At 62.6% G+C, this 26249-nt stretch carries 23 protein-coding genes and 1 pseudogene; 4 read left to right on the forward strand and 20 right to left on the reverse strand.

The annotated features are described in order from the left end of the window. From LN450_RS08000 to LN450_RS08055, 12 genes are all read right to left on the reverse strand, one after another. Positions 1-1320 carry a restriction endonuclease subunit S gene (locus LN450_RS08000; RefSeq protein WP_011346674.1) on the reverse strand — a complete coding sequence of 440 codons (1320 nt, stop codon included), beginning with the start codon at positions 1318-1320 and terminating at the stop codon, positions 1-3. Then, positions 1317-2411 (reverse strand): virulence RhuM family protein, encoded by a 1095-nt coding sequence (locus LN450_RS08005; RefSeq protein WP_011346673.1) that lies wholly within the window; start codon positions 2409-2411, stop codon positions 1317-1319. Before LN450_RS08005 ends, LN450_RS08000 begins: the two co-directional genes overlap by 4 nt. Further along, positions 2408-4594: a type I restriction-modification system subunit M gene (locus LN450_RS08010; RefSeq protein WP_011346672.1), complete on the reverse strand. Its 2187-nt coding sequence runs from the start codon at positions 4592-4594 to the stop codon at positions 2408-2410. Before LN450_RS08010 ends, LN450_RS08005 begins: the two co-directional genes overlap by 4 nt. A 72-nt stretch (positions 4595-4666) precedes the next feature. Beyond that, positions 4667-5557 carry a restriction endonuclease gene (locus LN450_RS08015; RefSeq protein ID WP_011346671.1) on the reverse strand — a complete coding sequence of 297 codons (891 nt, stop codon included), beginning with the start codon at positions 5555-5557 and terminating at the stop codon, positions 4667-4669. Between the two features lie 40 nt (positions 5558-5597). Then, positions 5598-5906: a type II toxin-antitoxin system RelE/ParE family toxin gene (locus LN450_RS08020; RefSeq protein ID WP_011346670.1), complete on the reverse strand. Its 309-nt coding sequence runs from the start codon at positions 5904-5906 to the stop codon at positions 5598-5600. Positions 5907-5912: 6 nt separating this feature from the next. Continuing rightward, positions 5913-6176, reverse strand: a complete 264-nt coding sequence (locus LN450_RS08025) for a YlcI/YnfO family protein (RefSeq protein WP_011346669.1) — start codon at positions 6174-6176, stop codon at positions 5913-5915. Positions 6177-6365: 189 nt separating this feature from the next. Beyond that, positions 6366-6782 (reverse strand): hypothetical protein, encoded by a 417-nt coding sequence (locus LN450_RS08030; protein WP_039417733.1) that lies wholly within the window; start codon positions 6780-6782, stop codon positions 6366-6368. A gap of 148 nt (positions 6783-6930) precedes the next feature. Then, positions 6931-7461 (reverse strand): hypothetical protein, encoded by a 531-nt coding sequence (locus tag LN450_RS08035; RefSeq protein ID WP_011346667.1) that lies wholly within the window; start codon positions 7459-7461, stop codon positions 6931-6933. Between the two features lie 126 nt (positions 7462-7587). Continuing rightward, a complete protein-coding gene (locus LN450_RS08040) occupies positions 7588-9252 on the reverse strand; it encodes an XVIPCD domain-containing protein (RefSeq protein WP_011346666.1) in 1665 nt (554 codons plus the stop codon). Between the two features lie 20 nt (positions 9253-9272). Further along, on the reverse strand, positions 9273-10250 hold the full coding sequence (locus tag LN450_RS08045; RefSeq protein ID WP_228737074.1) for a hypothetical protein: 978 nt from the start codon (positions 10248-10250) through the stop codon (positions 9273-9275). Positions 10251-10355: 105 nt separating this feature from the next. Continuing rightward, entirely contained in the window at positions 10356-10991 is a 636-nt protein-coding gene (locus LN450_RS08050; protein WP_039417730.1) for a hypothetical protein, read from the reverse strand. 771 nt (positions 10992-11762) lie between these two features. Next, on the reverse strand, positions 11763-12353 hold the full coding sequence (locus tag LN450_RS08055; protein WP_011346663.1) for a TetR/AcrR family transcriptional regulator: 591 nt from the start codon (positions 12351-12353) through the stop codon (positions 11763-11765). 71 nt (positions 12354-12424) lie between these two features. On the opposite strand from LN450_RS08055, the gene bdcA reads away from it, so the two are divergent. Then, positions 12425-13138, forward strand: coding sequence for an SDR family oxidoreductase (bdcA, locus tag LN450_RS08060; protein ID WP_011346662.1), 714 nt, complete (start codon positions 12425-12427; stop codon positions 13136-13138). A gap of 313 nt (positions 13139-13451) precedes the next feature. Then, complete coding sequence (locus LN450_RS08065) at positions 13452-13604, forward strand: hypothetical protein (protein WP_046934752.1); 153 nt, start codon at positions 13452-13454, stop codon at positions 13602-13604. 256 nt (positions 13605-13860) lie between these two features. Here the strand turns inward: LN450_RS08065 and LN450_RS08070 are convergent, their stop codons facing one another. The 8 genes from LN450_RS08070 to LN450_RS08105 all read right to left on the reverse strand — a co-directional run bounded on the left by LN450_RS08070 (position 13861) and on the right by LN450_RS08105 (position 24792). Further along, on the reverse strand, positions 13861-16533 hold the full coding sequence (locus LN450_RS08070) for a M1 family metallopeptidase (protein WP_011346660.1): 2673 nt from the start codon (positions 16531-16533) through the stop codon (positions 13861-13863). A gap of 375 nt (positions 16534-16908) precedes the next feature. Then, complete coding sequence (locus LN450_RS08075) at positions 16909-18201, reverse strand: adenylosuccinate synthase (protein WP_005913957.1); 1293 nt, start codon at positions 18199-18201, stop codon at positions 16909-16911. A gap of 534 nt (positions 18202-18735) precedes the next feature. Beyond that, positions 18736-19200 (reverse strand): REP-associated tyrosine transposase, encoded by a 465-nt coding sequence (locus LN450_RS08080; protein WP_011346659.1) that lies wholly within the window; start codon positions 19198-19200, stop codon positions 18736-18738. A 248-nt stretch (positions 19201-19448) separates the two neighbouring features. Further along, positions 19449-20312 carry a protease modulator HflC gene (hflC, locus tag LN450_RS08085; RefSeq protein ID WP_008578171.1) on the reverse strand — a complete coding sequence of 288 codons (864 nt, stop codon included), beginning with the start codon at positions 20310-20312 and terminating at the stop codon, positions 19449-19451. Continuing rightward, a complete protein-coding gene (hflK, locus tag LN450_RS08090) occupies positions 20312-21439 on the reverse strand; it encodes an FtsH protease activity modulator HflK (RefSeq protein ID WP_011346658.1) in 1128 nt (375 codons plus the stop codon). The genes hflC and hflK overlap by 1 nt, the downstream gene beginning before the upstream one ends. Before the next feature lie 679 nt (positions 21440-22118). Further along, positions 22119-22505, reverse strand: coding sequence for a twitching motility response regulator PilH (gene pilH / locus LN450_RS08095; protein ID WP_008578169.1), 387 nt, complete (start codon positions 22503-22505; stop codon positions 22119-22121). Positions 22506-23002: 497 nt separating this feature from the next. Then, the gene (locus LN450_RS08100) at positions 23003-23902 is read right to left on the reverse strand and encodes a DnaJ C-terminal domain-containing protein (protein ID WP_011346657.1); all 900 of its coding nucleotides are present in this window, start codon (positions 23900-23902) and stop codon (positions 23003-23005) included. A 413-nt stretch (positions 23903-24315) separates the two neighbouring features. Next, complete coding sequence (locus LN450_RS08105; protein ID WP_008571577.1) at positions 24316-24792, reverse strand: Hsp20/alpha crystallin family protein; 477 nt, start codon at positions 24790-24792, stop codon at positions 24316-24318. A gap of 162 nt (positions 24793-24954) precedes the next feature. Between LN450_RS08105 and LN450_RS08110 the strand changes: the two are divergent. Both LN450_RS08110 and LN450_RS08115 read left to right on the forward strand, forming a co-directional pair. Then, positions 24955-25437: pseudogene (locus tag LN450_RS08110) on the forward strand (redoxin family protein). A 39-nt stretch (positions 25438-25476) separates the two neighbouring features. Beyond that, the gene (locus tag LN450_RS08115; protein ID WP_008571580.1) at positions 25477-26037 is read left to right on the forward strand and encodes a ferritin-like domain-containing protein; all 561 of its coding nucleotides are present in this window, start codon (positions 25477-25479) and stop codon (positions 26035-26037) included. Positions 26038-26249 lie beyond the last annotated feature (212 nt).

A 26249-nucleotide genomic window follows, 5' to 3' on the forward strand; every position in this document is an offset into this window, starting at 1 on the left:
TTATCCGTTGAGCTCGGGGAGCTGGCCAGTGACGGCATCGGTGATCACAATACTTCTAAAATTGTTAAGTTTCTCTATGGAGCGGATAACGCAAGATCGAATAACATCAATCGCGGCGACAGACTCATCAAGAAAATTTGAAATATCTATCTGAATATTTTCTTCTGGGATAGCCACTCTCATATCGAAATAGCTTCCAGTGTCAATGTTTTGAATTCCAGTGCTTTGCTTGATATGCGGATATGTTCCACGACCAAGATATATCGCCAGCATCAGATAGTTCAGAAATCGATGGTGAAAACCAATTCTTGGGCGACAGCGTGCAAGAAAGTTGGAGCAGACACTAGGAGTATGTCCATCAAATAGCACGGCGCGACCCACCAATTGCTTGTCTCCTCCTCCAGATTTCTCGAGTATTAAGTCTCCAAAATTCAGTCGAACTTTCTCAAAGGACCAGTTATCAATAGTTCGTAGCGTCCTGTTCCCATTATTCAGACGACCCGATTGGCCATCAAAGTCGGCTGCACGAATGCATACAATCGAGTCCTCGTCATCTGGCTCAGCACCCCAGACACCGTTCTTGCAGCTCTCGAAGGCGAACCTGAGCCGTTTCACTTTCCAATCACTTGGAGCAGCCTCCAACCAGGCGCTTCCAAATTTTTGTGTTTTATTTTTAGCTTGTGTTCGAAGCCTGCTTTCACCCGTTACAGCACTAGTAATAAGGGCGCGACGCTTTTCCTCAAGCCGCTCCAGCAGCTCCTGCTTCTTTTCGATCAAGGCATCTATGCGCGCGGTCTTGTCGTCCAAGAAGCGAGCGATGCGTTGCTGAACATCCATGCGCGGTAACGATGGCGTCCAGTCTTTCAAAAATTCCTCAGGCACACGTTTTTGCCCACCAGCACCGCGCATCTCCGCCTCACCATGGCTGCGAAAATCACGCGCAATAGTCAGATAAAACAGGAATTTCGTATCCAGCGTTGCCGATGGGCGCAGCACATGCAGCTCTGTCGTGCCGAAGGCGACTCCATTGACCAATCCTTCGGCGATGGCACCTTTGCCGTTCTCGAAGCAGGGCGTGATCTTGGCGATGCAGACATCGCCGTCGGCGAAATACGTATATCCGTTGTAGACGTCGGCCAGTTCGCGGGTCTGGTCTAGACGCAGGCCACCCAGCTCGCCCACCGCGTCCATCGGTACAAAAGACACTTCGGTATCGTCCGGCAGGTCGAGCTTCGACTTCACCGGGTTGCAGCGGGAGTCAAAGCGCAGCCGGCGTCGCGTCCAGCCTTGCGGAAGCACGGAAGCACGTGGTGCGGTCATGCCTTGTCTCCTGGTTTCGGTGACACTCGCTTTTTCTCATCTTTTGGTAGCGTGGACGCGCTGACACTGACCGAGTGCTTCAACGCGTCAGTCGCACTTCGCAAATCCTCCAGATACCGGGCTTCAGCGATTTGCTCGGCTTCCAGCCGCCGTCGCTCCGCAAACGCGTCGTATTGCCCTTCGGCCCATTCCAGCGCCTGCTGGCGGCTGACCTTGCCCGCGTTGTCCAGTACCGGCAGTTCGGTATCGCGCAGGAACTTGTCCAGGAAACCATCCCAGTCCGCCAGCCGGATGTCCTGCCGACGCATGGCGCGGAACTCGGCCTGGTCCAGGAACATCACGGTGATGCGGTTGAGTGTGTCGATCTCGCGCGCATCTAGGTAGTTTTTCGCCGTGCCCACGTCCTGCTTCAGCACGCGTCTGCCCTTCCACGTGTTGACGCCCATGTTGGGCTTGGTGGCATCGGCGCGCTGGCGGATGATCTCCGCCGCGGTCAGTTGCGTGGCGGCGAAGTGGACCTTGTTCTGCATGATGGCGAAGAAGCGCTGCGTGGCCTGGTCGCCTTCGCGGTAGTCCACCGCCATGGCGAAGATCTCGCGGATGCGCTGGTACACCCGCGCCTCACTGGCGCGGATCTCGCGGATGCGTGCCAGCAGCTCGTCGAAATGATCCGCCGGCCCCACATTGCCCTTGAGGCGCTCGTCATCCAGCACGAACCCCTTGACCAGGTACTCCGACAGCCGGGCTGTGGCCCACTGGCGGAACTCGGTGCCCCGTGCCGACCGGACGCGGTAGCCGACAGCCAGGATGGCCTCCAAGCTGTAGTGCTTGGGCCGACGGGAGATGGTACGCCCACCCTCCTGGCGAACTTGTAAGTAATCCTTACAGGTTGCCGCCTCGTCCAGCTCGCCTTCGCCATAGATCGCCTTCAGGTGCTGGGTGATGTTCTGCGGCGTGGTCTGGTACAGCGCGGCGATCTGGGCCTGGGTCAGCCAGACGCTCTCGCCAGCCAACAGCACCCGGATACCGCCTTCCGCTGCGGCATAGATCAGCAGTTCGCCCTCTTTGGCGGGAGTCAAGTCCTTGCTCATGCCAGCAGTCCTTTCAGGAGATCGGCGATCTCGCCTTCCAGTTGCCGGATGTCGGCCTCGATCTGCGGCAACGGACGCGGCGGCTGGTAGACGTAGAAATGGCGGTTGATCGGGATTTCATAGCCCACCTTGGTCTTGCTGTAATCGACCCAGGCATCGGCCACGTGGGGGAGCACTTCACGGCGCATGTAGTCGTCGATGGTGTCGCGGAATGCCTCGACCAGGGCATCGTTGGGCTTGTCCGGACCAAAGGCCATTGGGAGCGGCAGCTCGGTGCCTTCCGGCAAGGGGATGTTCTCGGTATCCCGCAGCTCGCTGTCGGGCTCGGGGCGCCCCTTGGCATCACGACAGATCTCGGCATGCGGGTCGCGCTCGCCCAGCGCGGCGAAGATGGCTTTCCGGATGGGTGCGGGCAGTTTGATGCCAGCTTTCTTTGCCACCTTTTCAAGATCGGCTTCGAATACTTCACGATCCATGTAAAGGCCTTTCCCTGCCAATCTGACGAGGAGCTCACGAATGCACTGCTGCATGGCCTGGCCTTCGGCAATTTCCTGCCGCGCAGCCTTTTCGTCCTTGCGCTTTTTTGAGGTTGCCAGATTGGCGAAGGCGGACTGCGCATCCAGCCGGGCAACACGCCCGGGCGTGGCCTCGAAATTCATCCGCAGCGGACGTTCCACGGTCACCTTGAGGAAACCTAACTCGCGATTCTCAAAAACCCGCGACACTACGCGATTTTCGGTTTCGCCGGTCTTGTGGTCGATGACCACCTCAGCGCTCTCGCCATCGCCGTAATTGCCATAGAGCGCTGTCAGCGCTTCAATCTGCTCATCAGAAATTTCGTTGCGCTTGTTGTTGAGGCTTTTCTTCATCTTGCGGAAGAAACGCGTACCGTCGATCAACTGCACATAGCCCTGACGCTCTTCCGGCTTGCGATTAGTGACCAGCCAGACGTAGGTATAGATGCCGGTGTTGTAGAAAAGTTGATCCGGGAGCGCGACGATGGTGTCCAACCAGTCGTTCTCGATGATCCAACGCCGGATATTGGATGGCCCCGACCCCGCGTCGCCGGAAAACAAGGGCGATCCGTTGAAAACGATTGCGATTTTTGAGCCAGGCTTGTCAGGATGACCTTCGTCGTACGGGTGCATCTTGGCAATCATGTGCTGCAAAAACAGCAGCGACCCGTCATTGATCGCCGGCAAGCCGGCTCCGAAGCGACCGGCGAAACCGAGCTTGGCATGCTCGTTCTCGACAACCGTCTTCTGGTCCTTCCACTCGACGCCAAATGGCGGATTGGCAAGCATGTAATGAAACCGCTCGCCCTCAAAACCATCTTTGGTCTTGCCGTCGCCCAAGGTGTCACCCTTGACGATATTGGCCGTGTCTTCGTCCTTGATCAGCATGTCCGAGCAACAGATAGCCCAGGATTCGTCGTTGTATTCCTGCCCGTGCAGGTGCAGATGCGCTGCGGCATTCTGCCCGAGAATGAATTTCTCGGATTCGGACAGCATGCCTCCGGTGCCGCAGGTCGGGTCGTAGATGCTGCGGACGATGCCAGGCCTATAGACCTCCTGCTCGCCGGTGTACACCAAATTGGCCATCAGTCGAATCACTTCACGCGGCGTGAAATGATCACCGGCCTCCTCATTGGCCTGCTCGTTGAAGCGCATCACAAGATGCTCGAACAAGTAGCCCATTTGCAGGTTATCTATGCGATCCGGATGCAGATCAATGCTCGCCATCGCCTTGATGATGGTAAAGAGCCGGTTACTTGCATCAAGCTTGTCGATCTGATCGCCAAACTTGAAACGCTCGAAAATCCGTCGCGCCTCTGGCGAGAAGCCATTGATGTAGTTCGACAGATTGGGGGCGATATTTTCAGCGTCGCCCAGCAACTTCTCGAAGGTGTAGGCACTGACGTTGTACAGCGGAAATTTCCGATTTGGATCGGCCGCCTTGCCAAGGAGCCTATGCATTGCTGGTTTTGGCGTGTCCTTAGCCAGCAGTTTCTCGTGCTGTTTCAGCACGGCATCCTTAGTTGGCTCCAAAACGCAATCAAGACGGCGCAGCACCACAAGCGGCAACATCACCAGACGGTATTGTGGCGGCCGATAAGGACCGCGCAACCGATTGGCGATCTCCCAGATTTTCCCTTTGAGCTCCTCGTGAGTCTGATTATTCATTACGCCCTGCTAGTCGATATTGTGTAAAACGTGCCTGATTCATTCAGACGAAAAATTTGAGCCGACGCGCTACTAATCGTCACCAGCCAAGAACCACACTGGCTTGAGCGGCAGGCGGGTACGCGCGCTATCGTCCAATTGCGCATAGTGCGTGGTCCATAGCTCCACGAGCCGGCGCGCATCGATCAGATTAATCCGCCGATGCGACTGCCGCGCCTCGTATTCGGCGTCCTTGGTGAACCCGGACAAGGCCACATACAGGCCGACGTCGCCCTCTCCGAGCACGGCCATAAAACTGCGCAGGCCCGTCACATCGATCCGCGGCGAGTTGGCATTGCGCTTGACCTGCACCTTGATGCGCGGCGGGCGGGTGCCAAGCGGGTCGTTGTAGGCGATGATGTCGGTGCCACCGTCCTTGCCCGGCGGTGCGACCCAGGCAACGTGATACCCCATCGCACGCAGTAGCGACGCCACGAGTTCCTGGAAGTCATACGGCGGCATCGCGGCGAGATAAGCCTCGATCTCGGCCCATGCCATTTCTTCGGCTTCTTCCAGCGTGATGCTGGCCGATTCCTCGGTGAGCTCGGCTTCGGGATCGTCGACCTCGTTGGCAACGGGCTGGGCGCTCTTCCACTTCTTGTACAGCTGGCCGACCGCACGGATGAATTGCTCCGGATCCGGGTAGGCGTGCAACGCTGCTTCACCCTCTGGCGTGAGGGTCCAGATGCCTTTGTCCTTGACCAGCCAGCCGGCCTTGACCGGCGCCACAGTGCTGAAGCGCACGATCTTCTCGAAGCGACGGCCGCCGGTTTCGTAGTCGCCCGCTTCGTACTCGGTGAGCACGACCTGCTTTTCCAGTGCGCCCAGCGCGTCTGCGGCGCGCATGCCTTCCGGTTGGGCCTTGAGGATATGGAACAGCGCACGGGTCAGTTCCCCCGTGCGGCGCCTGCTGATATTGGCCATCTACTTCCTCTGTGGCGCGACGTTGGCGCTAACGCCGTGCTTAATGATAGTCGTCTTCACGCCGATGCCTGACTGCCAAAACGGTGACGACCTGATCGCTTTCAACCTCAAACAGCAGCACATAACCGCTTGCACCGAAGCCGATCACCAGCTCCCGCAAGAACGGGTCCGCCAACCCCGCCTTGCGGCAGCTCAAAGGGGCCAGTTCAAGCACGGTGACGCCGTCGCCGACGGCCTGCAGCGCGCGCTTGGCCAGGGTGAAGTCGCCTTCGGCACGCTGTAGCGGCCAGTCGTAAAGGCGCGCGAAATCGTCGCGCGCTTCCTGAGTGAAGCGGACAGAAAATCCCACCTTGGCTTAGCCCTTGCGCGCCTTGTCCAGTTTGGACTGCAGCCCGGCCAGCACATCCTTCGCGTCGATGTACTGGTTGGATGCCTTGGCGCTGTCACGCGAGGCCAGCCCGCGTGCGATGAAGGCTTCCTGCTGCTGGCGCTGCTGCACCTGGGCGCGCACGGAGTGCTCGACGAAGCTGGAAAGCGTCTCGCCCTCCTGCAACACGGCTTCGGCCGCTTCGCGCAGCGCCGGGTCCACACGGAGCGATGGAAGAGATGCGGATTTCATGGCAGGCCCAGTGCGTTGCAATTGCGATGCATCATCGCAAGCGGGCGCCGGTGCTTCAAGGTTTTCTTTGCAGTCCTAAGCCCACGATGTCGCAGCTACGCTGATGCAATGGTGCGTAGGCGCTGAAGCACGACGCTTGCGCGCTCCGGTTCGGCGACCAATCCCGGCAGCGCGTTCACAAAAGCCGGGTTATCCAACCAGCCCTACGAACACGTCGGCAACCCAATGCCGGAGGTCTGCATGCTCCACGGCAAACTCTTCCACCAGCTCGGTCCGGCCATCGACGACATTGAGGACGTCCTCCAGGTCGTGACTGGAAAGGAAGTCACTGTTGCCTCGGGTAACGAAGGCTTCGAGCTTGGTCACCACGAATGCTGTCGCTGTCACCAAGCGGATGGCCACCACTTGGGCCGTCTCTACAGCATGGGCGTACCAGCGGTTGGAGAAGCCAAGCACGCCGGCATCCACCGGCATCAGGTCGAAGAGGACGCCCGACGCTTGGTGTACCCAGCGGCAGACGACACCGCTCTGCATCTCGCGCGCAAAGCCCTGCGACTCCACGCGCGCCTCGATACCGCGGAACCGGGACCAATCAAGATTGACCACCGCATCGACGTCATAGGTGGCGCGGACGCTTTCCGCCAATGGATCGGATACCAGCAGGCCAACAACTGCTCCGCCGAGGAAGACTACGTGTTCGCAAAGCTCGCCCAATGCATTCGCAATCACAAGCAGGTGCGGCAAATTAGGATCGTCAGAGCGCATCGCCAAGCCTCAGCAATTGTTTGAGATAGCTCCCTGCCAGCGTGCGCTCGCGGGCACGCCCGCTGCGTAGGGCGTCCTGCAGCGCCAGCAGTTGGTGCAAGGCAGGGTCGGCCAGCGCAGCGTTGGGCGCACCTGCCGACAACGGCGACAAGCTCGGGCCTTTGGCCGTGCCCTGCGCGCTTGGCCATACCGGTGCATCCCCTGGGGAGCTGGAAATGGCAATGGACAGTGGGGGCACGCCGAAGGCCGTAGGAATGCCACGCCTTAGCGGCCCGATGACGGCAGGAAAGGCGTAACGCACGCCGTGGACAGCAAACTCGTGCAGCGCCGTGCGCACCGTCTCCCACTCGCCGCGACTTTTTTCCAGCGCCAAGCCGGATGCCACCGCGCGCTTGACGCTGCGATGCACCTGGGAGGCGCTCATGCCCAGCGCTTCTCCAAGCGATGCATACGTCCAGACCTGGCCCGCTTGCGCGACCTGCTTGTACAGCACCACCAGATCCTGGGGCTTCAGTTCCACGGCCAGACCGCCTTATTCCATATTCCGGAATGTGGAATATCCGACGAGCGCCTGGCTTTTGCAAGCGGCGTTTTCAAAAGCGCACCTGATCGCGGGTCTAGTGCTCGACGCTGAGAACGGACGACCTCACCCAATACTTCGCGGCCTGATCGCCTCCTCCTGCGCCATCGATCTTTCCTGCACCCGACTCTGCGCCTGAGCCAACGTGCGGGTCTCCAGCTCCTGCAACTTTGCCAGCGACTGCTCCACCGGCGTATTGACGGCCACGTCAGTGGGCATGCTGGCGCGTAGATGGGCCGGATTGCCTGGCTCACCCTGCACTACGAACACGGTCGCCCCTGCGGCAGCGCGTGGCGTCTGGTTGCTCAGCAACACATGGTCAATCCGCTCAAGCCCATGTTCCTTTGCCAAATGCGCAAGACTGGCGCTCATCCGCTCGCTGTGTACATCGCTGACTCGGCCCATGCTGGCGTCCAATTGACCAATCAAGGTGCTGGCCTGTGCATGCAACGGGTGAGGCATGGGCTGGGCACCTTCCGCGTCTGCCTGTCGTGGCCTCCCATGCGCGGGCACTGCAGGCCCGCCATTCTGCCGCAGCGGCTGGGCTGGCGGAGGCCCACGCTCTTCCTGTCCTGGCTGCGCCCCTTCATGTCCTTGCCCCTGGTCCCGTTGCTGCACCCGCACCGGCCCGGGTGTGGTGTTGGTCAGCACGTACTGCCAGCGCGTCTGCGCGGGGTTGCCTTGCACCGCATTCAAAAATGCGTCGTAGTCGTCCGCGTGAATCGTCTGGCAACCGGCCGAATCCGTACTACTACGGGATCCCCGATGAATCTTGAAGGTGTCGTTGAGATCCTGTGTACCGTTGACATCGGTCTGGTCGAACCAGCCATCCGCATTGCTATCCCGTTGCACCATGCCACGCCCTGCGGCGACTGCGGCCTGGGTCGGCCTCAGCGCATTATCCATGGTGCCGGCCAGCAGGGGATTGGGGTGCTGCGCAGGCTGCATTTCGATCGTGCCTTCGTGCAGGCGTCCAAGGTCACGCACACCGTCAGCGTTGACATCGTCGCCTTCGATCTTGCGGGGCCGCGTAATGCTTTCAAATCCTGGAGATGGCTCGAATCTGCGGCTCTCACGCCCGCCTTCGCCTAGCGGCCTGGCTCCCGTATTGCCGGCATGGTGATCGTACTGTGCAGTAGGCTCGGTATTGGCGCGATTGGACTCAACCACATGCGCGGTGCCGTCCGCATCCTTCCAAAGAACGACCAGACGATCGTTGTAGATGCCGCTGCCGCCGCGCGACTCGTCGCGCGCAGTCGCCGGGTTATCTGCCCGCCGCTGGGTTGGATGGGCCGAATCCTCCATCGCGTCGAGCGTGGAATTCTCTTGACGTAGCCCCAGGATTACCCGCTGCTCTGGCGTTGCTAGCGCCTGGTCCGCTGCCGCATTGCCGCGAAGTTGCGCGATGCTTGCGTAGACGTCGTATTTCTGGCCGTCGGCGAGTAAAGCCATCTCATTCTCGGATGGAAATCGCGGCGGTGTCGTCTGGACGCTTTGCAGGCGCTGCAGCCCTGCGGCTGTACTTGGCGTCTGCGCACGTTCTGTACTGGCAGCGATGCTGCGCTGGGCCTGGTTGCCGACATAGCGATCCATGCTTTCTTGCACGACCTCTGGCTGCCCCTGCCGATGCCGTTCCAGCAATGCCACGGCATCTGCTGGACGGTTTGCGTTGAACAGCGCCACAACCTCGTCCGCGCTTCCTTTGATATTGAACTCTATGACCCTCGCCATCTGTGCTCTCCCTGCATCGATTAAGGAGTGACGAAACGATCGCCTCTGTTGTCCAGCGGCCCCGAACAAGCAGCCTCTCCTTCGGCCACAGGTCTGCACGGCCATCGCGTGCGATCGACCTTGTCCATAAATTCAAAGCGTTGCCCGGTCCAGACCACAAATCCAAAGTGCAGATATGCCCAGTCGTTGTAATAGCGTGGGTCATTGGCAAGCGGCGCATCCGGATCTGACTCGATGACCCAGCGCAACACGGGAACTTGCCACAGGCGCGAGACATCCAGGAAGGGAATCGGCTCCGCATAGGCCTGATAGTGCCGGACTTCGTTTTCGGACAATGCTGGCGCAGGGGGCAGCACGTGTCCACTCACATCTACCAGCTGGCCGTTCTTTTCATACCGAAACGCCCGCACGCCTCTTGAATTCTTGCAGTCCAATGCACGATCGGTGCAGCTCACCCCGCCAACCAGATAGACGGTATGAAGTGAATCGCGCGACTCGAACGAGCGCACCCAGAATGCGTCGGTAGCCAACATGAAATCCGCGCGCGCCCCCAAACCGGGAGACGAAACATACGCGGCATGCTTCAAGGCCTCGACGCGTGCTTCGGTGGCAACGCCCAGATCAGACGATGGAAGCGACAAGATGACCTCGGCCAGGGGACGCGGCGCAGGGCCAATGCATTCGTCAGCGGGCAACAGGACGCTACGGCCAGAAGAGGTTCGCTGCGACCGGGTTGAACAGGCGGCCCCCATGCCTTGCTCCAGCGCGAAGCGCTTCCAGGGCTTTGGGGATAGCGAGGGCACTGCGGGATAGACATTTTCGGCGGCGGATGCGGCCGCAGTAGAGCGTGATGCCGAGCGCGCGCTATCTTGGGCGCATCCAGCTACGACGCTAAGCAAGACACCCACGACCAGTCCGTTTAAATGGCAATTATGCATGCTCTGCTCCGTCTGAATGGCCTGGCTTAAGATCGACTGACCTTTAGCAGACCACATCATTATTGCGCTGTGGCACCGAGTACTGCTCTGGCGTACTGCGACCCGCGCGATCGGTTCACCTTATGCCGCAAGCCATGGCTTGGCAATCTGCGTTGCCACATTGCATTACCGGGAAACTAAACGGTCCTCACTATCTGGACAATCCGCACATGCCTGTTCGCCTGTGCGCTGCTGGCGACAAGGCCACTGCGCTCTAGCGACTCGTTCTACCAGCTCGAAGCGTTCGCCTGTCCACCGAAGAAAACCAAAATGGGCGTAAGACCCGACGCGCTTTGGATCATCGGTGGCCAGCGGCTGGTCAGGATCGAATTCCATCAACCATCGCATTGTCGGCGCCAAGGGCAGCTTGTCATCGAACAGAAAAAGCTCCGAGCCGCCGTGGTCGTTTTGCCGGACAACATCTTCTGCAGTCAGGCTAGGCGCTGGTGGAAACACCGCTGCACTGACATCGCGTGCGGTGCCGTCCTTGGTGACGCGATACGCCTTTCGCCCTTTGCCTGACTGGCACGCGAGGCCAGCTTCGCCCGCGCCACATTTCACCGGCCAGACCAAGTACACCGTTTTGCCGGGATCAGCACTTTCAAACGAACGGATCGTCAGATCACCCGCCACCACGGTGAAGTCCGCGCGCCGTCCCAGGCCGGGTGCGGCCACGTATACGGCATCGCGCAGGCTCGCTTCGCGCGCTTGCGGCGAGGCATCGACCGCATCTGCAGGCAGGGCAAGCAATGCAGCCGCCATGTGCGCAGGTGCCGGGCCTTTGCAAAACCCGTCCCTGAGCAAAGGCGCAGGCGAGGAGCCCTGTGACTGCGTACGGTCCACACACACGGCGCCCATCTGCCGTTCCAGTTTGAAGGCCACCCAAGGTGAAGGCGTGGCAGCAGGCGCCTGAGGAAAAGACGATGCTTCGTGTGCACCACTTGAGGGTTTTGCGGCAGGCTGTTCCATCGAAAGCCGTGCACACCCTAGCGTCATGATGGGCATCAGCGCGGTCGCCACGATGCAATGCGTCAGCTTCTTCACGGGCATCCTTGAACGAAGAGGGCGAACGCCACGGACTGTGGCCGTATGAGCAGGCTCGGTCAAGTGACTGGGCGCAGACGAAAACGGTTCAGCGACACTCTCATTTCGGCACCGAAATAGACACTGCATCCCGCAAAGACGCCATCTGGCATGGACGCAGCGCGACTGTCCGGGGTGAGCAGCAATTCGGATGGTTCGGGACGTTCAACCAACACGCTGCGTGCGGCTCCATGTGATCCCAGCATTGCACAAAGGGGTCGAAGTGGCCCGTGTTAGAGCCAGCCTAGGACATGGATGCCTATAGGTGCTGACCTGCCCCTTGCTGATTCGCAGCACCGGTCACCCGACAACGACTTTGCCTGAGCGACGGCCGACCACGACCCTCTCGTACCACCCGCCCATTGACCGCACTGGGTAGCGGCAAGCGCACCTCGATTAGCGAGCAGGTGCGCTCACGCCATCGAACGCTTCTGCCCACTCACACCCTGCCTACCCGCGCAGCGCCGCCCGAATCCCCTCTCCCGCCAACCGCGCACTCGCCAGCAGGCGCTCCAGGCTCTGCCCATGCCGGGCGCTGGCGGACAGGCCGGCCATGGTGGTGCTGACGAAATCCGCCAGCCGGTCTGCGTCGTGCGGGCACTGCTTGGCGATGTGCGAGCGGATCAACTCCTGGGCGGCGACATGAAAGCCGCAGGCGGCCTCGCGCGCCTGCGCGTCGTTGCTGCGCGTGCCTTCCAGTACCAGGCAGCCGGTGGCGGCGGGGTCTGCGGCGTAGCAGCGGGCGGCCTGCTCCAGTAGGTCGGCCAGGGCGTCGGCCAGCGGACGGTTGGCGTCCAGAATCTGCGGCAGCGGAATGGCGCCGGTCTGCGCGTAGCGGTCGAGGGTGCGCGCATACAGGCCGGCCTTGCTGCCGAAGGCGGCGTAGAAACTGGGCGGGTTGATGCCCAGCGCCGCGGTGAGGTCGGCCACGCTCAGTGCGTCGTAGCCACGCGCATGGAACAGCTGCTGCGCGGTGGCCACCGCTTGATCCGGGTCGAACGCCCGCGGCCGGCCGCGCGACCGGGAGATTTCTGTAGTCATTGTTACAAAACTCTTGACGGCAGACGATATTTATTATGTATTACCCGCTACATTAATAGCGAGGTGGGTGCATGTCAGCGTTCAAGGACAAGTCCGTGTTGGTGCTCGGCGGCAGCCGGGGAATTGGGGCTGCCATCGTGCGGCGCTTCGTGGCCGACGGCGCGCGAGTGGCGTTTACCTACGCCGGCTCCGCCGAAGCGGCGCAGCGCCTGGCCGGCGAAACCGGCAGCACCGCGGTGCTGGCAGACAGCGCCGATCGCGATGCGGTCATCGACACGGTGCGACGCAGTGGGCCGCTGGATGTCCTGGTAGTCAACTCCGGCATCGCCTTGTTCGGCGATGCGCTGGACCAGGATCCGGACGCGGTGGACCGGCTGTTCCGCATCAACGTGCACGCGCCCTACCACGCCGCCGTGGAGGCCGCGCGGCAGATGCCACCTGGCGGGCGGATCATCGTGATCGGCTCGGTCAACGGCGACCGCATGCCGCTGCCCGGCATGGCCTCTTACGCGCTGAGCAAATCCGCACTGCAAGGGCTAGCCCGTGGGCTGGCGCGCGATTTCGGGCCGCGCGGCATTACCATCAACGTGGTGCAACCCGGCCCGATCGATACCGACGCCAATCCGGAAAACGGTCCGATGAAAGACCTGATGCACAGCTTCATGGCGATCAAGCGCCACGGTCGCACCGAGGAAGTGGCGGGCATGGTGGCCTGGCTGGCGGGCCCGGAAGCGAGCTTTGTAACCGGCGCGATGCATACCATCGATGGTGCGTTCGGGGCGTGACGCGTTGTCGCTTGGATTGATGCCACTGCAGCTCGACATGTAGCGCAACGCATGGCGGCAAGCGCCCTCCGTCGACGTGCAGGGCGAGCTGCTGTTGCATCGCCAGCATCGTGATCCACACGCATGATGCTGTTGGCCGTGATGGATCGTCTTCCCATGTCTTGCGCCGTATTGCACATGCAATCGCTGGCTTGAGCTTGCATACCCTGTTGACCCTGCATTGCCTATCGTTCGCGACGAACCCAGCAATGGATTGACCAATGCGCATGATGTCATCCGGTCGGTGCTTAACCCTGCCCACTTGCGTGCTGCCATGTCCACCGATGTGGCGGTGCGCACACCGGTTGAGCAGTCGCTGCAACAACTGGAAACCGCCAGCGTGGAGCGGCAGCAGGCGCTGGCGCAGAGCCAGCAGCAAGACATGGACAATCCGGTTCGCGAGAATATGTCGATGCGCATGACGTGATGCACGCAGCCAACCGCAGCCGGTCGGCCAGCGCGCCGGAGCCAGAAACAGCTCACAAAGATGCAGCACGCCGCACCGCGCGGAATCGCTAGACACCGAAATCGGTAGTCACCACGCGCGCGTGCATTTTTCAGGCACCCAGCCGCCGGATCCCTTCGCTACTGTTGCTGGCCAATGCGCTTCACCTGCACTGGCGGCCCCTGCACCAAACAAAAAGCTCGGAAAAACCGGGCTTTTTGTTGCTCCATGCAACGCGTCAGGCTTTGCGCTTTTTCAACCAGGCCGCAATCTGCGGCACGCGCCGCTCGCGCAACGTCACCCGCGTCTGGATGGTGCTGATGGCGGTTTCGGCATCGCGGCGTGAGGTGGGGGCCAGGTAGGTGTCGGCATACGCCTTGATCTTGTCGATGGTCTCCAGCTTGTTCGAGCCTGCAGCCAGGTGCGGGTAGTAGCGGGCGCGCGAGGTGGAGTCGATCAATGTGTCTACCTGGGTGCGATGGGCCAGTGCGAAGTCGAATGCCAGCTCCGGGTGCTCGCTGGCGACATCGCCGATCATGCTGGCGCCAGTGGTGGCGCCAGGCTCGTCGGTGAGTGCAAGTTCAAGGGCGCGCTGCGCCAGCCCCGGGTCCTCGGCGTAGGCGAGCAACGCATACGACTGGTCGCGCAGCATCGAGGAAGTTTGCTTCTTCGCCATGGCATGCAATGCGTCCCAGGTGGCGGAGTCGGCGTGGCGGGCGACGATACGCAGCACAGTGCTACGCAGCTCCGGCGACAGCGTGCCCGGGTCGGCCTGGAACGCAGCGAAACGACGCTGCGCTTCGGCAATCACCTGTGCATCGTCCAGCGCGCTCAGGCTGTTGAGCAGGCTGGCACGCAGCTGCTTGGTCTGTGCACTGTCGTCATTGCGCTCGTCCCAGCCGAGCGTGGCGAACTCGGGAGCAAGCCGCGCACGCGCGAAGCGCCGCCAGCGGGCCTGCGCCTTGAGGTCGCCCGCGAACAGGCGATCGATATTGGAATACGTTTCGGACACCACTTTCCACAGATCCGGCGAGCCACCGACCGGCACCTTGGCGGTAAGCTCAAGCAGGTCCGCTTCGGGCTGCAGCCCCACCGGTGCCAGCGCAGCGGTATCCATCAGCACACCCAACTGATCGACCACCGGCAAGGCGTCGAACCCCTTGGTAAGCGCGGTGAATTGCGCCGGTGCATACAGCGTGCGGAAGTAGCCCTTCTGCCCGGCATTGACCACGACAGGCGCATCGCAGCCGGGTAACTGCACCTGCGCGCTGCCATCCACCAATACGCGCACCGGCGTGCCTTTGGCGCCGCGCACCGTGACGGGCACATGCCAGCGCAATGGCTGTTTGTCGGGGCGGTCGACAGTGTATTCGCCTTGTTTCAGCTGCACGGTCGTGGTGCCGGCCGTGCAGCTGGCGCTGACCTGGATCAACGGCACACCCGGCTGCAACGTGAAGTCGTGCGCCACCTGGGTGAACTGCTTGCCCGGTGCCACTGCATCGATCTGCTGCCACAGCGCATCGGTGACGGCGTTGCCGTACTGGTGCTGCTTGAGATAGCTGCGCACGCCGCTGCGCCAGTTGTCCGCGCCCACATAGTCTTCGAGCATGGCGATCACCGCTTCGCCCTTGTCGTAGGTGATCTGGTCGAATGCCTGGCTGGCCTGCTCCACCGTGGCGACGTGCTGCACCACCGGGTGGGTGGTGACATACGCATCGCGCGGCATCGCCGCCCGGCTTTTGAAGGCTGCGCCGGTGTTGTCGATATCCCACTCCGGGTGCAGCTTGTGCGTGGTGCGCGCCTCCATCCAGTTGGCGAACCCTTCGTTGAGCCACAGGTCGTCCCACCACGCCATGGTCACCAGGTTGCCGAACCACTGGTGCGCGATCTCGTGCGCGGCAACGGTGAAAACGTCCTGCTTGTCGTTGATGTTGGATGTGGCCGGGTCCAGCAGCAGCGAGTACTCGAAGGTGAAGATCGCCCCCCAGTTTTCCATCGCGCTGAAGAACTGGCTTTGCCCGGGTGCGGCGATGTTGTCCAGCTTCGGCAACGGATACGGAATTCCGAAATAGGCGTTGTATTCATGCAGCACGTCGCGCCCGGAATCCAGTGCGAACTGCGCCTGGTCCACCTTGCCCTTCTGCGCGATCACGCCGATCTCGGTGCCGTTGTCGGCCTTGCGCGTCGCCCGCTCGAAGTCGCCGACACTCAGGAACAACAGGTACGTGGACATCTTGGGCGTGGTCTGGAACGCCACGCGTTTCATGCCGCCAGCAGCATTGCTGGACGAGGCAACCGGCATGTTGCTCACCGCCATCTGCGCGGCCGGCGCATTGACTGCCAGGTCGAAGGTGGCCTTGAAATCAGGCTCGTCCCACGAGGGGATGAAGCGGCGTGCATCGGAGTTTTCGAACTGGGTGAACAACGCGCGGCGCTGGCCTTGCGGGGTGGCGTAATCCAGTGCGAACAGGCCGTTGGCCTGGGTATTGATCACACCGCTGTAGTCGATGGACAACACGTAGTTGCCCGGTGCCAGCGGTTTGTCGAAGGCGAAGGTGGCGGTCTGCGCCTGCTCATCGGTGCTGACCTTGGCCATCCGCGGCTTGCCCCCCTTGCGCTGCGCCAACGTACTGCGCGCGAAGCTGAGGTTGGCCGCCTGCAACACGATGCGGTCGGTGGCTTGTAGCACCACGATGTCGATGGCCACCTTGCCGTCGAAGGTCATCTTGTCGGCATGCGGGGTGATCTCCACCGCGTAGTGGGTGGGCTTGGCCGTGCGCGGCAACTGGCTGGTGACCTGCGCGGCCGATGCGCTGACCACCTCCGGTGCAGCCACAGCAGCGTGAGCCGGCACAACGGCGTAGGTGCTGGCCAGGGCCAGCGCAATAGCAGTCACCAGGATCTGGCGCATGACATTCCTAAAAAGAGTAATGAAGTAAACGAAGTCGTACAGCGGCCAGCATCATGGCGCCGGCCGGCAAGACCACACACGGCCGAAAGTCATGCGCCTGCCTGACAGACGCGAAGGCACACACGTCAAAGAGAAGCCACGGCAACGACAGGGCACGCATGCATCAAACCAGGGCAAGGCAATCCCGGCTGGCGCGAGCATGCTACACGGCCATGCTGAACCCGCCCCGCATCGATCAGGCGGGGGCGGCCAGCAACACCTCATCAGCGGCCGTCAGACAGGTGCCGGGCGCGTGGCCAGGCAACGCAATGGCATTGCGCAAACAAAAGCCCCGCTTTCGCAGGGCTTTCGTCGGTTCAATCACGCATCAGCCGATCAGGCGAACGGGTCCTGCAGCACCATGGTGTGGTCGCGGTCCGGGCCGGTGGAAACGATCGAGATGGGGCAGCCGGCCAGTTCCTCCAGCGCGCGCAGGTAGGCGCGAGCGGCCGGCGGCAGGTCATCCCACACGGTGATGCCGTGGGTGTTCTCGCTCCAGCCCGGGAACTCCAGGTACACGGGGGTGCACTCTTCCCAGCCCTGCGCGTCCAGCGGCGCGTACTCGGTGCGCTTGCCGTGATATTCGTAGGCGATGCAGATCTTCAGCTTCTCCATGCCGTCGAGCACGTCGAGCTTGGTGATGCACAGGCCGGAAATGCCGTTGATGGCCACGGCACGCTTGAGCGCCACGATATCCATCCAGCCGCAGCGACGCGGGCGACCGGTGGAGGCGCCGTATTCGGCACCGCGGTCGCGGATGCCCTGGCCCACTTCGTCGTCCAGTTCGGTCGGGAACGGGCCGCCGCCGACGCGCGTGGCATACGCCTTGGCAATGCCGAGTACGTAGTCGATCGCATCGGCGCCAACGCCGGTACCGGCCAGTGCGCCGCCCACGGTGGTGTTGGAGCTGGTGACGTACGGATAGGTGCCGTGGTCGATGTCCAGCAACGCACCCTGCGCGCCCTCGAACAGCACGCGCTTACCCTGCTTGCGCAGGTCGTGCAGGATGCCGGCCACGTCCGACTTCATCGGCTGCACGTACTCGCCGAAGGCCAGCGCCTCGTCGTAGGTCTTCTGGAAATCGACCGCTTCCACGCCCAGGTACTTGGTCAGCACGAAGTTGTGGTAATCCAGCGCGGTGCGCAGCAGCTCTTCCAGCTGCGGCGGGTAATGCAGGTCGGCGATGCGGATGCCGCGACGCGCCACCTTGTCTTCGTACGCCGGGCCGATACCGCGACCGGTGGTCCCGATGGCCTTGCCGCCGGCCGCCTTCTCGCGCGCCTGATCCAGGGCGATGTGGTAGGGCATGATCAACGGCGCAGCCGGAGAGATCTTCAGGCGCGAACGCACTTCCACGCCGGCGTCTTCCAGCTCGCTGATTTCCTTGATCAAGGCAGCCGGGGAGATCACCACGCCATTGCCGATCAGGCACAGCGCGTCGTCGCGCAGGATGCCGGACGGAATCAGATGCAAGACGGTCTTCTTGCCATTGATGACAAGCGTGTGGCCGGCGTTGTGGCCGCCCTGGAAGCGGACCACCGCACCGATTTCCTCGGTGAGCAGATCGACGATCTTGCCTTTGCCTTCATCGCCCCACTGGGCACCGAGCACGACAACTGACTGACCCATGACGGGTGAACTCCTAAGTTTTGCTGCGGCCATCGGGGCCGCGGGATGGGACCGCTGCAGGGCTGGCCGCGACACCCTGCGCGCGGCTCCATCGGGGAGCGTTGCAGTGGCGCGTAGCCCTGACACGGAAAAAGCCGAACCGAGTGCTCTGGTTGGAGCGTGCCCGGCCGGCTTTTGTGCATTATCCGGGTTTCCGCTGGCCTGCACTACCCCTGGCGGACGGCGGATCGGGGGGCGGGTCAGATTGCGGCTGGCAGTCGGTTGCGTGGTGCTCCGAGCGCTGCCGGCCACCAGGGTCCCTAAGGCCCCTAGCCTGCCGGGTCACCGTAGCGACAATCCCGATTGGGTCGTAGGGACGGCAACGTAGCGAGCCTTGGCAAACCTGCAGACCGCCCAAAGCGGCCATCGCCCGATCCACGACGGGCAGCCCTAACCACCACCCCGATAAAACCACCCCGTAGGAGCGCACCCGGGCGCGACAGGCATTACCGGTGAAGCCATCGCGCCCAGGTGCGCTCCTACGGCAGATGTGTCTCACAGCCAGACTGCGTCCCAGAACGGATAGTCCCCGGCCCGCGTCACCAGCCCGGCCCGTCGCGGATTGGCAATGATGTAGCGCGCCGCAGCGGGCAGATCATCGTCCGTGCGCAATGCATGGTCGTGATAGCTGCGGCTCCAGACCGGTGCACGAGACTGACGCTGCGCATTCACTGCGCGGGCTGAGCAAGCTTTCATGCGTGAAACCGCGTCGCTCAATGCGGTGTCGCTCCCAAGTTGCAACAACCAATGGACATGATCAGGCATCAACACCCAGGCCAGCAGCCTGGCATCGCAAGGCGTCGCTTTGGTGAATGCTCGACAGGCGGTTGCCGCAATCAGAAAATCTGCGAACACGGCGCGACGCTGCCATGTCGCGGTAGTCAGCAGGTAAGCGCTGTTGGGCGAAGACTGCCTACCGCGGCGCAGCGCGCGATGCCCGGGAGAGTCGATATTGGCCATACCGCAATGCTGATGGCCTTGGACCACGCGGGATATCGGCGGTTGCCGTGTTCTGCGCTAGGAATCCATGTGGCGACTGACTGTCAGAGGCCGTCAGCGGGGTCGACCGGTGAGGCCGTCGCGCCCAGGTGCGCTCCTACGATGGGGCGCGCGCGTCTGTCTCCCTGCGGTGACAGGCACATACAAGAACGCCCGCATGACGCGGGCGTTCTTGGTTCAAGGCAGAGCGATGTTTCAAGACAGAGCGATCAACGGTCGCTCTTGAGGTACTGCAGGAACGGGTCGTTCTTGTCCAGCACCACCACGCCGTTGCCGTCTGCCATGGAGCTGCGGTAAGCCTCCAGGCTGCGGTAGAACGCATAGAACGACGGGTCCTTGGAACCGGCCTGGCCGTAGATGCGGGCCGCTTCGGCATCGCCTTCACCACGCAGCTTCTGCGCGTCGCGCTCGGCGTCGGCCACGATCACGGTGGACTCGCGATCGGCTTGCGCGCGGATGGTCAGGGCCTGCTCTTCGCCTTCGGCGCGCAGCTTGCTGGCTTCCTGCTTGCGCTGGGCGCGCATGCGCTCGTAGACGTCGGTGATCACCTGGCTGTCGGTCGGCAGGTCGATCTGCTTGATGCGCAGGTCGGTGATCTGCATGCCTAAGCCCTTGATGGCGCCATTGATGCCCTTGAGCTGGTTGGCGATCAGTTCGCTGCGGTCGCCGGAAACCAGCTGTTGCAGGGTGCGCGAGTTGATCTGGTTGCGCAGCGAATCGGTGATGATCGGGGCCAGGCGCGAGTTGGCCACCGATTCCTCGCCACCGGTCGCACGATAGAACGCCCGCACATCGGAGATGTAGCCGATGGCGAAGAAGTCCACGCTGACGTCTTTCTGCTCGGCAGTGAAGTAACGCGCCGGCGCGGTGTCCAGTACCTGAAAGCGGCGGTCGAACACGCGCACCGATTCCACCACCGGAATTTTGAAGTGCAGGCCGGGCTTGAGGTCGGCACGCACGACGCGGCCCAGGTTGAGCACCATGGCGGTCTGGTCTTCGCGCACAACGAATACCGAGCCCATCAGGGTCAGCAAGACGGCGATGATCAGGCCGATGACTAGCGAATTCTTCATTATTCGGTTCCCTCACGGCCGGTCGGGCGCGGGCCGCGCTCCGGGTTGCGGATGGCCTCGCTACTGGCGCTTTGCGGCGGATTCAACAGCACGTCCTGGGGCACCATCGACGGCATGCCGGCATTGCCACCGGTCGTGGCCGGCTTGCTGGCGTCGGCCGGTAGCGGCACGTAGATGACCTGGCGGCCATCGCTACCGATGACCTTGCGGTTCTCCGACAGCACCTTCTGCACGGTTTCCAGCCACAGACGCTTGCGGGTGACTTCCGGCGCGCCGGCGTACTGCGCCTGCAACAGCGTGAAGCGATCGGCGTCGCCCTCGGCCTTGGAAATGGTGGCCTGCTTGTAGCCCTCGGCGCCGGTACGGGTGCGCGCACCCTGGCCGCGCGCTTCCGGCACCACCTTGGCGGCATACGCCTGGGCTTCGTTGATCAGGCGCTCGCGCACCTGTTGGGCACCGTTGACCTCATCGAAGGCCGGCTTCACTTCTTCCGGCGGACGGGCGTCGGGCAGGGTCACGCCGGTGACGGCCAGGCCGGTGTTATAGGCATCCAGCGCCGCCTGCAGACGGTCCTTGGACGCGATCGCCAGCGGGCCGCGATTGTTGAGCACGGTATTGAGGTCCGAACGCCCCACCTGCTCGCGCACGGCACTTTGCGCGGCCTGCTCCAGCACCAGATCGGCGTTGCGCGAACCGAACAGGTATTTGCGCGGGTCGCTGATCTGGTACTGCACGTTGAGCGAGACGTTGACGATGTTCTCGTCGCGCGTCAGCACCGGCACCTGGTTGCTGAAGGTCTTGATCTCGGTGGCATTGACCTTGCGCACCGACTCGATCGGCCAGGGCAGCTTGAAGTTCGGGCCGGGCTGCAGGATGCGCGAGAACTGGCCGAAGCGCAGCACCACGCCACGCTGCTGCTCGCCGATGAGCTGGAAGCTGGAGAACAGCACCATCAGCACCACCGCGACCAGGATCCAGCGCCCCACGCCGCCATCGAACAGCTCCTTCAACGGAGCGGGCAGATTGCCCCAACCGCCACCGTTGCCACCACCGCGCGGGCCCCAGGACCTGCGACGGTTGGGATCCGGGCCGTCTCCGCCCTTGTTGCCGGGTGTGTTCCAGGCCATGCACGCTCCATGATCGAGGGGCTGTGCGGGCCAGTCCCGCAGTGCCGCCATGTTGTTTGATTCGCCGATTCTACTAGATGGGGCAGACCCACCGTTTTGAAAGGCCCGGTGCGATGCATTGTTGGTTTAGCCGGCGGGGCGGATCGGGCCGACTGGGGACACACGCAGCGGCTGGCCGGGAGGGGCCTTTGCGCTGAAGACCTGGAGACTAAGGATGCACGTGGCGGCGCCGGGCACCCGGTGCGCCTGCCGAGCGCTGCGTGCGCGTCCATTGGATGCAGCCGGGTACCTGATTGGTCTTGGGCGGCTGAAGACCATTTACCGGGCGCATGCCTGCTGGCAGGGCTTGGGGCACGGATGGTGATGGGAGGGACGTCGCACACGTGCGGGCCAAGCGGCGATTGCGTCCCTGGCACCCAGCACACCTTGTTCCCAGGCAATGACGGCTGCACCGCCTCACCCCAACTGATCTCCCCTGGCCCGTTGGCAGAAGATGGCGCTCGGCGCAGGCTGAGGGGTCCAGTTGCCAAGCGATGGTGCACGACGAGGTCGAGTTGCGCATCGCCGGGCTGCCGACTCACACCGGCTCCCCAGTGCGCAGGAGAGGGTTGGCCCGTCTCCCGCTAATCCCACCTTTGCGTTGCCGAAATCCGACTGCGATCACGGCTGGCCGGTGCACTTACGCTTTCGGCGGCTCGTCTTTCTGGTTGAACACGCGCTCCATCACTTCCAGCAGTTCGTCTTCGGAGAACGGCTTGGTGATGTAGGCGCGGGCCCCCTGGCGCATGCCCCACATGCGGTCGGTGTCCTGATCCTTGGTGGTGACCAGGATGACCGGAATATGCTGGGTGGTGGGCTCGCGCTTGAGCGTGCGCGTGGCCTGGAACCCGTTGAGGTTGGGCATCACCACGTCCATCAGCACCAGATCCGGCAGCGATTCCTTGGCCGCTTCCACGCCGGCGGCCCCATCGGTGGCGGTGATGGTTTCGTGGCCCAGCTTCTCGACGATGCGCTGAATCCCCAGCAGCTGCGACGGCGAGTCGTCGACGATCAAAATACGTGCCATGTGTTTCCCCTAGTGTGCGCGGCGAGTGTAGTGCGCCGGCCGCGCTTTCGATAGCTGGGCCAGGTGAGTTGTGTGCTGGTTCGAGGTTTGCGAGCGAGGCCAGAGGTGATGGAGCGAGGCGCTGTTTTTGCGAGTCGCTGGAGCCATTACGTCCAATAGCCCAGGCTGGATTCAATACAGGGCTTACCGAGCCACCGCGTCGATTCGCTGCCCCCCTACTCCCCTTTCGGGGCAGGGAAAGGGGCGCGTGGCGCTGGATGGGGCGGGATCCCGATGCGCCGGGGGCAAATCGAGTTGATGATCACGTTGCGGAGCAACCGAATCCCCTGCCCCGCTCGCCCAAGGGAGAGGGGCGGGCTCCCCTCTCCGGGGCCGGCTGAGGGTGCGGCCAAGACTCGACGCTGTTGGTCGTCGACATCAACGGCTGCATCGCAGGACGACCCTAGCCTGCCTCATCCCTCGTACGCGCACAGCTGATCCAGCCCGCGCCGACCGGCTCAGCTCACGGTCTCGCCGAATGCCTTGGCCAGATTGCGGTATGCCTTCTTCTGCGCGTCGTCGGTCGGGGCCGGGGCGAGGATTTCCAGTTCCACGATCTGGTCGCCCGGGGTGGTGCCCGGCAGGCCGCGGCCGCGCAGGCGCAGCTTGCGCCCGGCGTCGGAGTCGGCCGGCACCTTCAATTCGACCGAGCCGCCCAAGGTGGGCACGCTGATGGTGGTGCCCAGCGCTGCCTGCCAGGGCATGACCTGCAAGGTGTACAGGATGTTGCGCCCGTCCACTTCGAAATGCGGATGCGCCGCGTATTCGATCTCCAGCAACAGGTTGCCGCCGCCGTTGCCCTGCCCGCTCAGGCGGATTACCTGGCCGGGCTGCACGCCCTTGGGCACCCGCACGTCCAGTTGCTTGCCATTGATGGTGATGCGCACGCTGTCGCCCGAATGCACCGCTTCCAGCGGCACCGCAAGCTTGGCGCGGGTGTCGCCGCGCGCCTGCGGGCCGGCACCTGCACCGGGCCCGGCGCCCGGGCCGCGCGGACGGCCACCGCGCTGGCCGGCGAACAGGCTTTCGAAGAAATCGCTGAAGCCGCCACCGGCACCGCCGTTGCCGAACACCTCTTCGAAATCGAAGCCCTGCCCGCCACCGTAATTGGGCGGGGCCTGGAACTCGTCGCCCGGCCGGAATCCCTGCGCCTTCAACTGGTCGTAGGCCTTGCGCTTGGCCGGGTCGCGCAGCGCTTCGTAGGCTTCGTTGATCGCCTTGAACTTGTCTTCGGCGCCGGCTTCCTTGCTGACGTCGGGGTGATATTTGCGTGCGAGCCGGCGGTAGGCGGTCTTGATCTCCGCATCGCCTGCACTGGGCTCCACGCCGAGCGTTGCGTAGTAATCCTTGAATTCCATCTAATCACCTCTGGAAAAAAAACGGCCCGCAGCCGAGGCCACGAGCCAGTCCGAACGGCCAGCGCTGCGGCGGACAGCGCGAGTGCGGCGCGGCAGGCACGCAACCCTGCACCGTACGGACGTACGTGCCGGGTTCGCATACCAGCCGCGTCCACAAGCGGTCACGCCATGGAGCTGTTGGCCAATCTATTCGCAGCCGGGCGGGCAACCGCGCCTATTCTACGGCGCGACTGTCGCCGGAGAGCGAAGCTGCGGCCTCGCTCCAGGTCCAGCGTCGCGCGACGGCCAGTTCCGGCATGGCATGAGGTGCCATGCGAAACTGCCGGGCGCCTGGCCAGCCTGCACGCACAGTACAGGCCGGCCCAGCGGACACCGCGCGCCTGCACAGCGCGCCGCCGCGACGTTCCTTACGCTTACTGCACCGTGCTGCCGCTGGTGCTCTGACCGTTGCCCACCTGGATACGGCGCGGCGTGGCGGCCGGGCGCTTGGGAATGCGGATTTCCAGCACGCCGTTATGGCCCGCAGCCGTGATGCCATCGGCATCGGCGCTGTCGGGCAGCGCGAAGCGGCGATGGAAGCTGCCGTGACGGCGCTCAATGCGCGAAAAGCGCTCGGTTTCTGTGCTCGATTCGCTCTTGCGCTCGCCCTTGATCGACAGGATGCCCTTGTCCATCTGCACCTCGATCTGGCTCGGGTCGATGCCCGGCAAATCGGCGTACAGCACGAAGTGATTGGGCTCTTCCTTGATGTCAACGCGCGGCACCCACTGCGCGGTCACCACGGCCGATTCGTCGGTGTCGCCGTTCTGCTCGAAGAAGCGATCGAACACATGCTTGATCTCATTCTGCAGCGCGTGGGTGGGAAATTGGGGATAACGAACGATGTTCATTGAAAGCCTCCAAACAGGTTGATGACGGGGCCGGCGACTACGCGGTGCGCGGTTGCGCCGGCCATGTGCGTCAGATAGGCGTGGCCGCACGGATTTCAAGCGCGTTGACGCGCTTTTCCCCTACCCCTTTCTAGAATCCGTTCAGCCACAGGAGCTAGCCGCATGACCATCCACGTTGGTGACCGCATTCCCGAAGTCGTGCTCAAGCGCCTGCGCGATGGCATCGAGGCCATCGACACCCATAGTCTGTTCGCAGGCCGCTAGGTGTTGCTGTTTGCGGTACCGGGGGCCTTTACCCCCACCTGTTCGGCCAAGCACCTGCCGGGCTACGTGGAACACTTCGAGCAATTCCGCAAGCGCGGTATCGAGGTGTTGTGCACCGCGGTCAACGACCCGTTCGTGATGCAGGCCTGGGGACGCAGCCAGCTGATTCCCGACGGCCTGCACCTGTTACCCGACGGCAACGCCGAACTGGCGCGCGCCCTGGGCCTTGAAATCGACGCCAGCGGCTCGGGCATGGGCCTGCGCTCACGCCGCTACGCGCTGTATGCAGACGACGCCGTGGTCAAGGCGTTGTTTGTTGAAGAACCCGGCGAATTCAAAGTCTCTGCAGCCGATTACGTGCTGCAGCATCTGCCGGATTGAGACCCCTTTCTCCCATCACTCAGAAGGAAACGGCCAGCCATGTCTGATCAGCCAGCCACCAAAACTCCCGCCGGTATCACCGACACTGCCACCTTGCGCGCCCGCGCGCGCCAGAGCATCGAAGACGGCGCCATCACCGAGAGCTACCACGCCGATCGCGAGAAGGTGATCGAATTGCTCAATACCGCGCTTGCCACCGAATACGTGTGCACCTTGCGCTACTACCGCCACTATTTCATGGCCAAGGGCATGCTTGCCGACGCAGTGAAGGGCGAGTTCCTGGAGCATGCGCAACAGGAGCAAGAGCACGCGCACAAGCTGGCCGAGCGCATCGTGCAGCTGGGCGGCGAACCGGATCTCAATCCGGACACCCTGACCAAGCGCTCGCATGCCGAATACAAGGAAGGCACCGACCTGCGCGACATGGTCAAGGAAAATCTCATCGCCGAACGCATCGCCATCGATAGCTACCGGGAGATGATCGACTTCATCGGCGACAAGGACACCACCACCAAGCGCATTCTCGAAAGCATCCTGGCCCAGGAAGAAGAGCATGCCGATGAATTTGCCGACATGCTGGAAGGCTGGATTGGCGAGTGAGTTGAGTTCTGCGATGTAGCGCTGCGTTGCGATGAAGATCGCAGCGAGTTGAATTGAAATCGATTCAATGATGAGACAGACAGGGCAGCGCCTCGAGCGCCCTGTCTGTCTTTTTTTGTGCCGCCAGATTGCGCGTAAACGGTCGCGTCCCGAATGAGCAACGACCGCATGAGGCGGCCAGATCCCGACACGCCGCCGCCTTCGTCAACGCC

Source organism: Xanthomonas euvesicatoria pv. euvesicatoria (assembly GCF_020880415.1).
In the GTDB taxonomy this organism is placed as follows: domain Bacteria; phylum Pseudomonadota; class Gammaproteobacteria; order Xanthomonadales; family Xanthomonadaceae; genus Xanthomonas; species Xanthomonas euvesicatoria.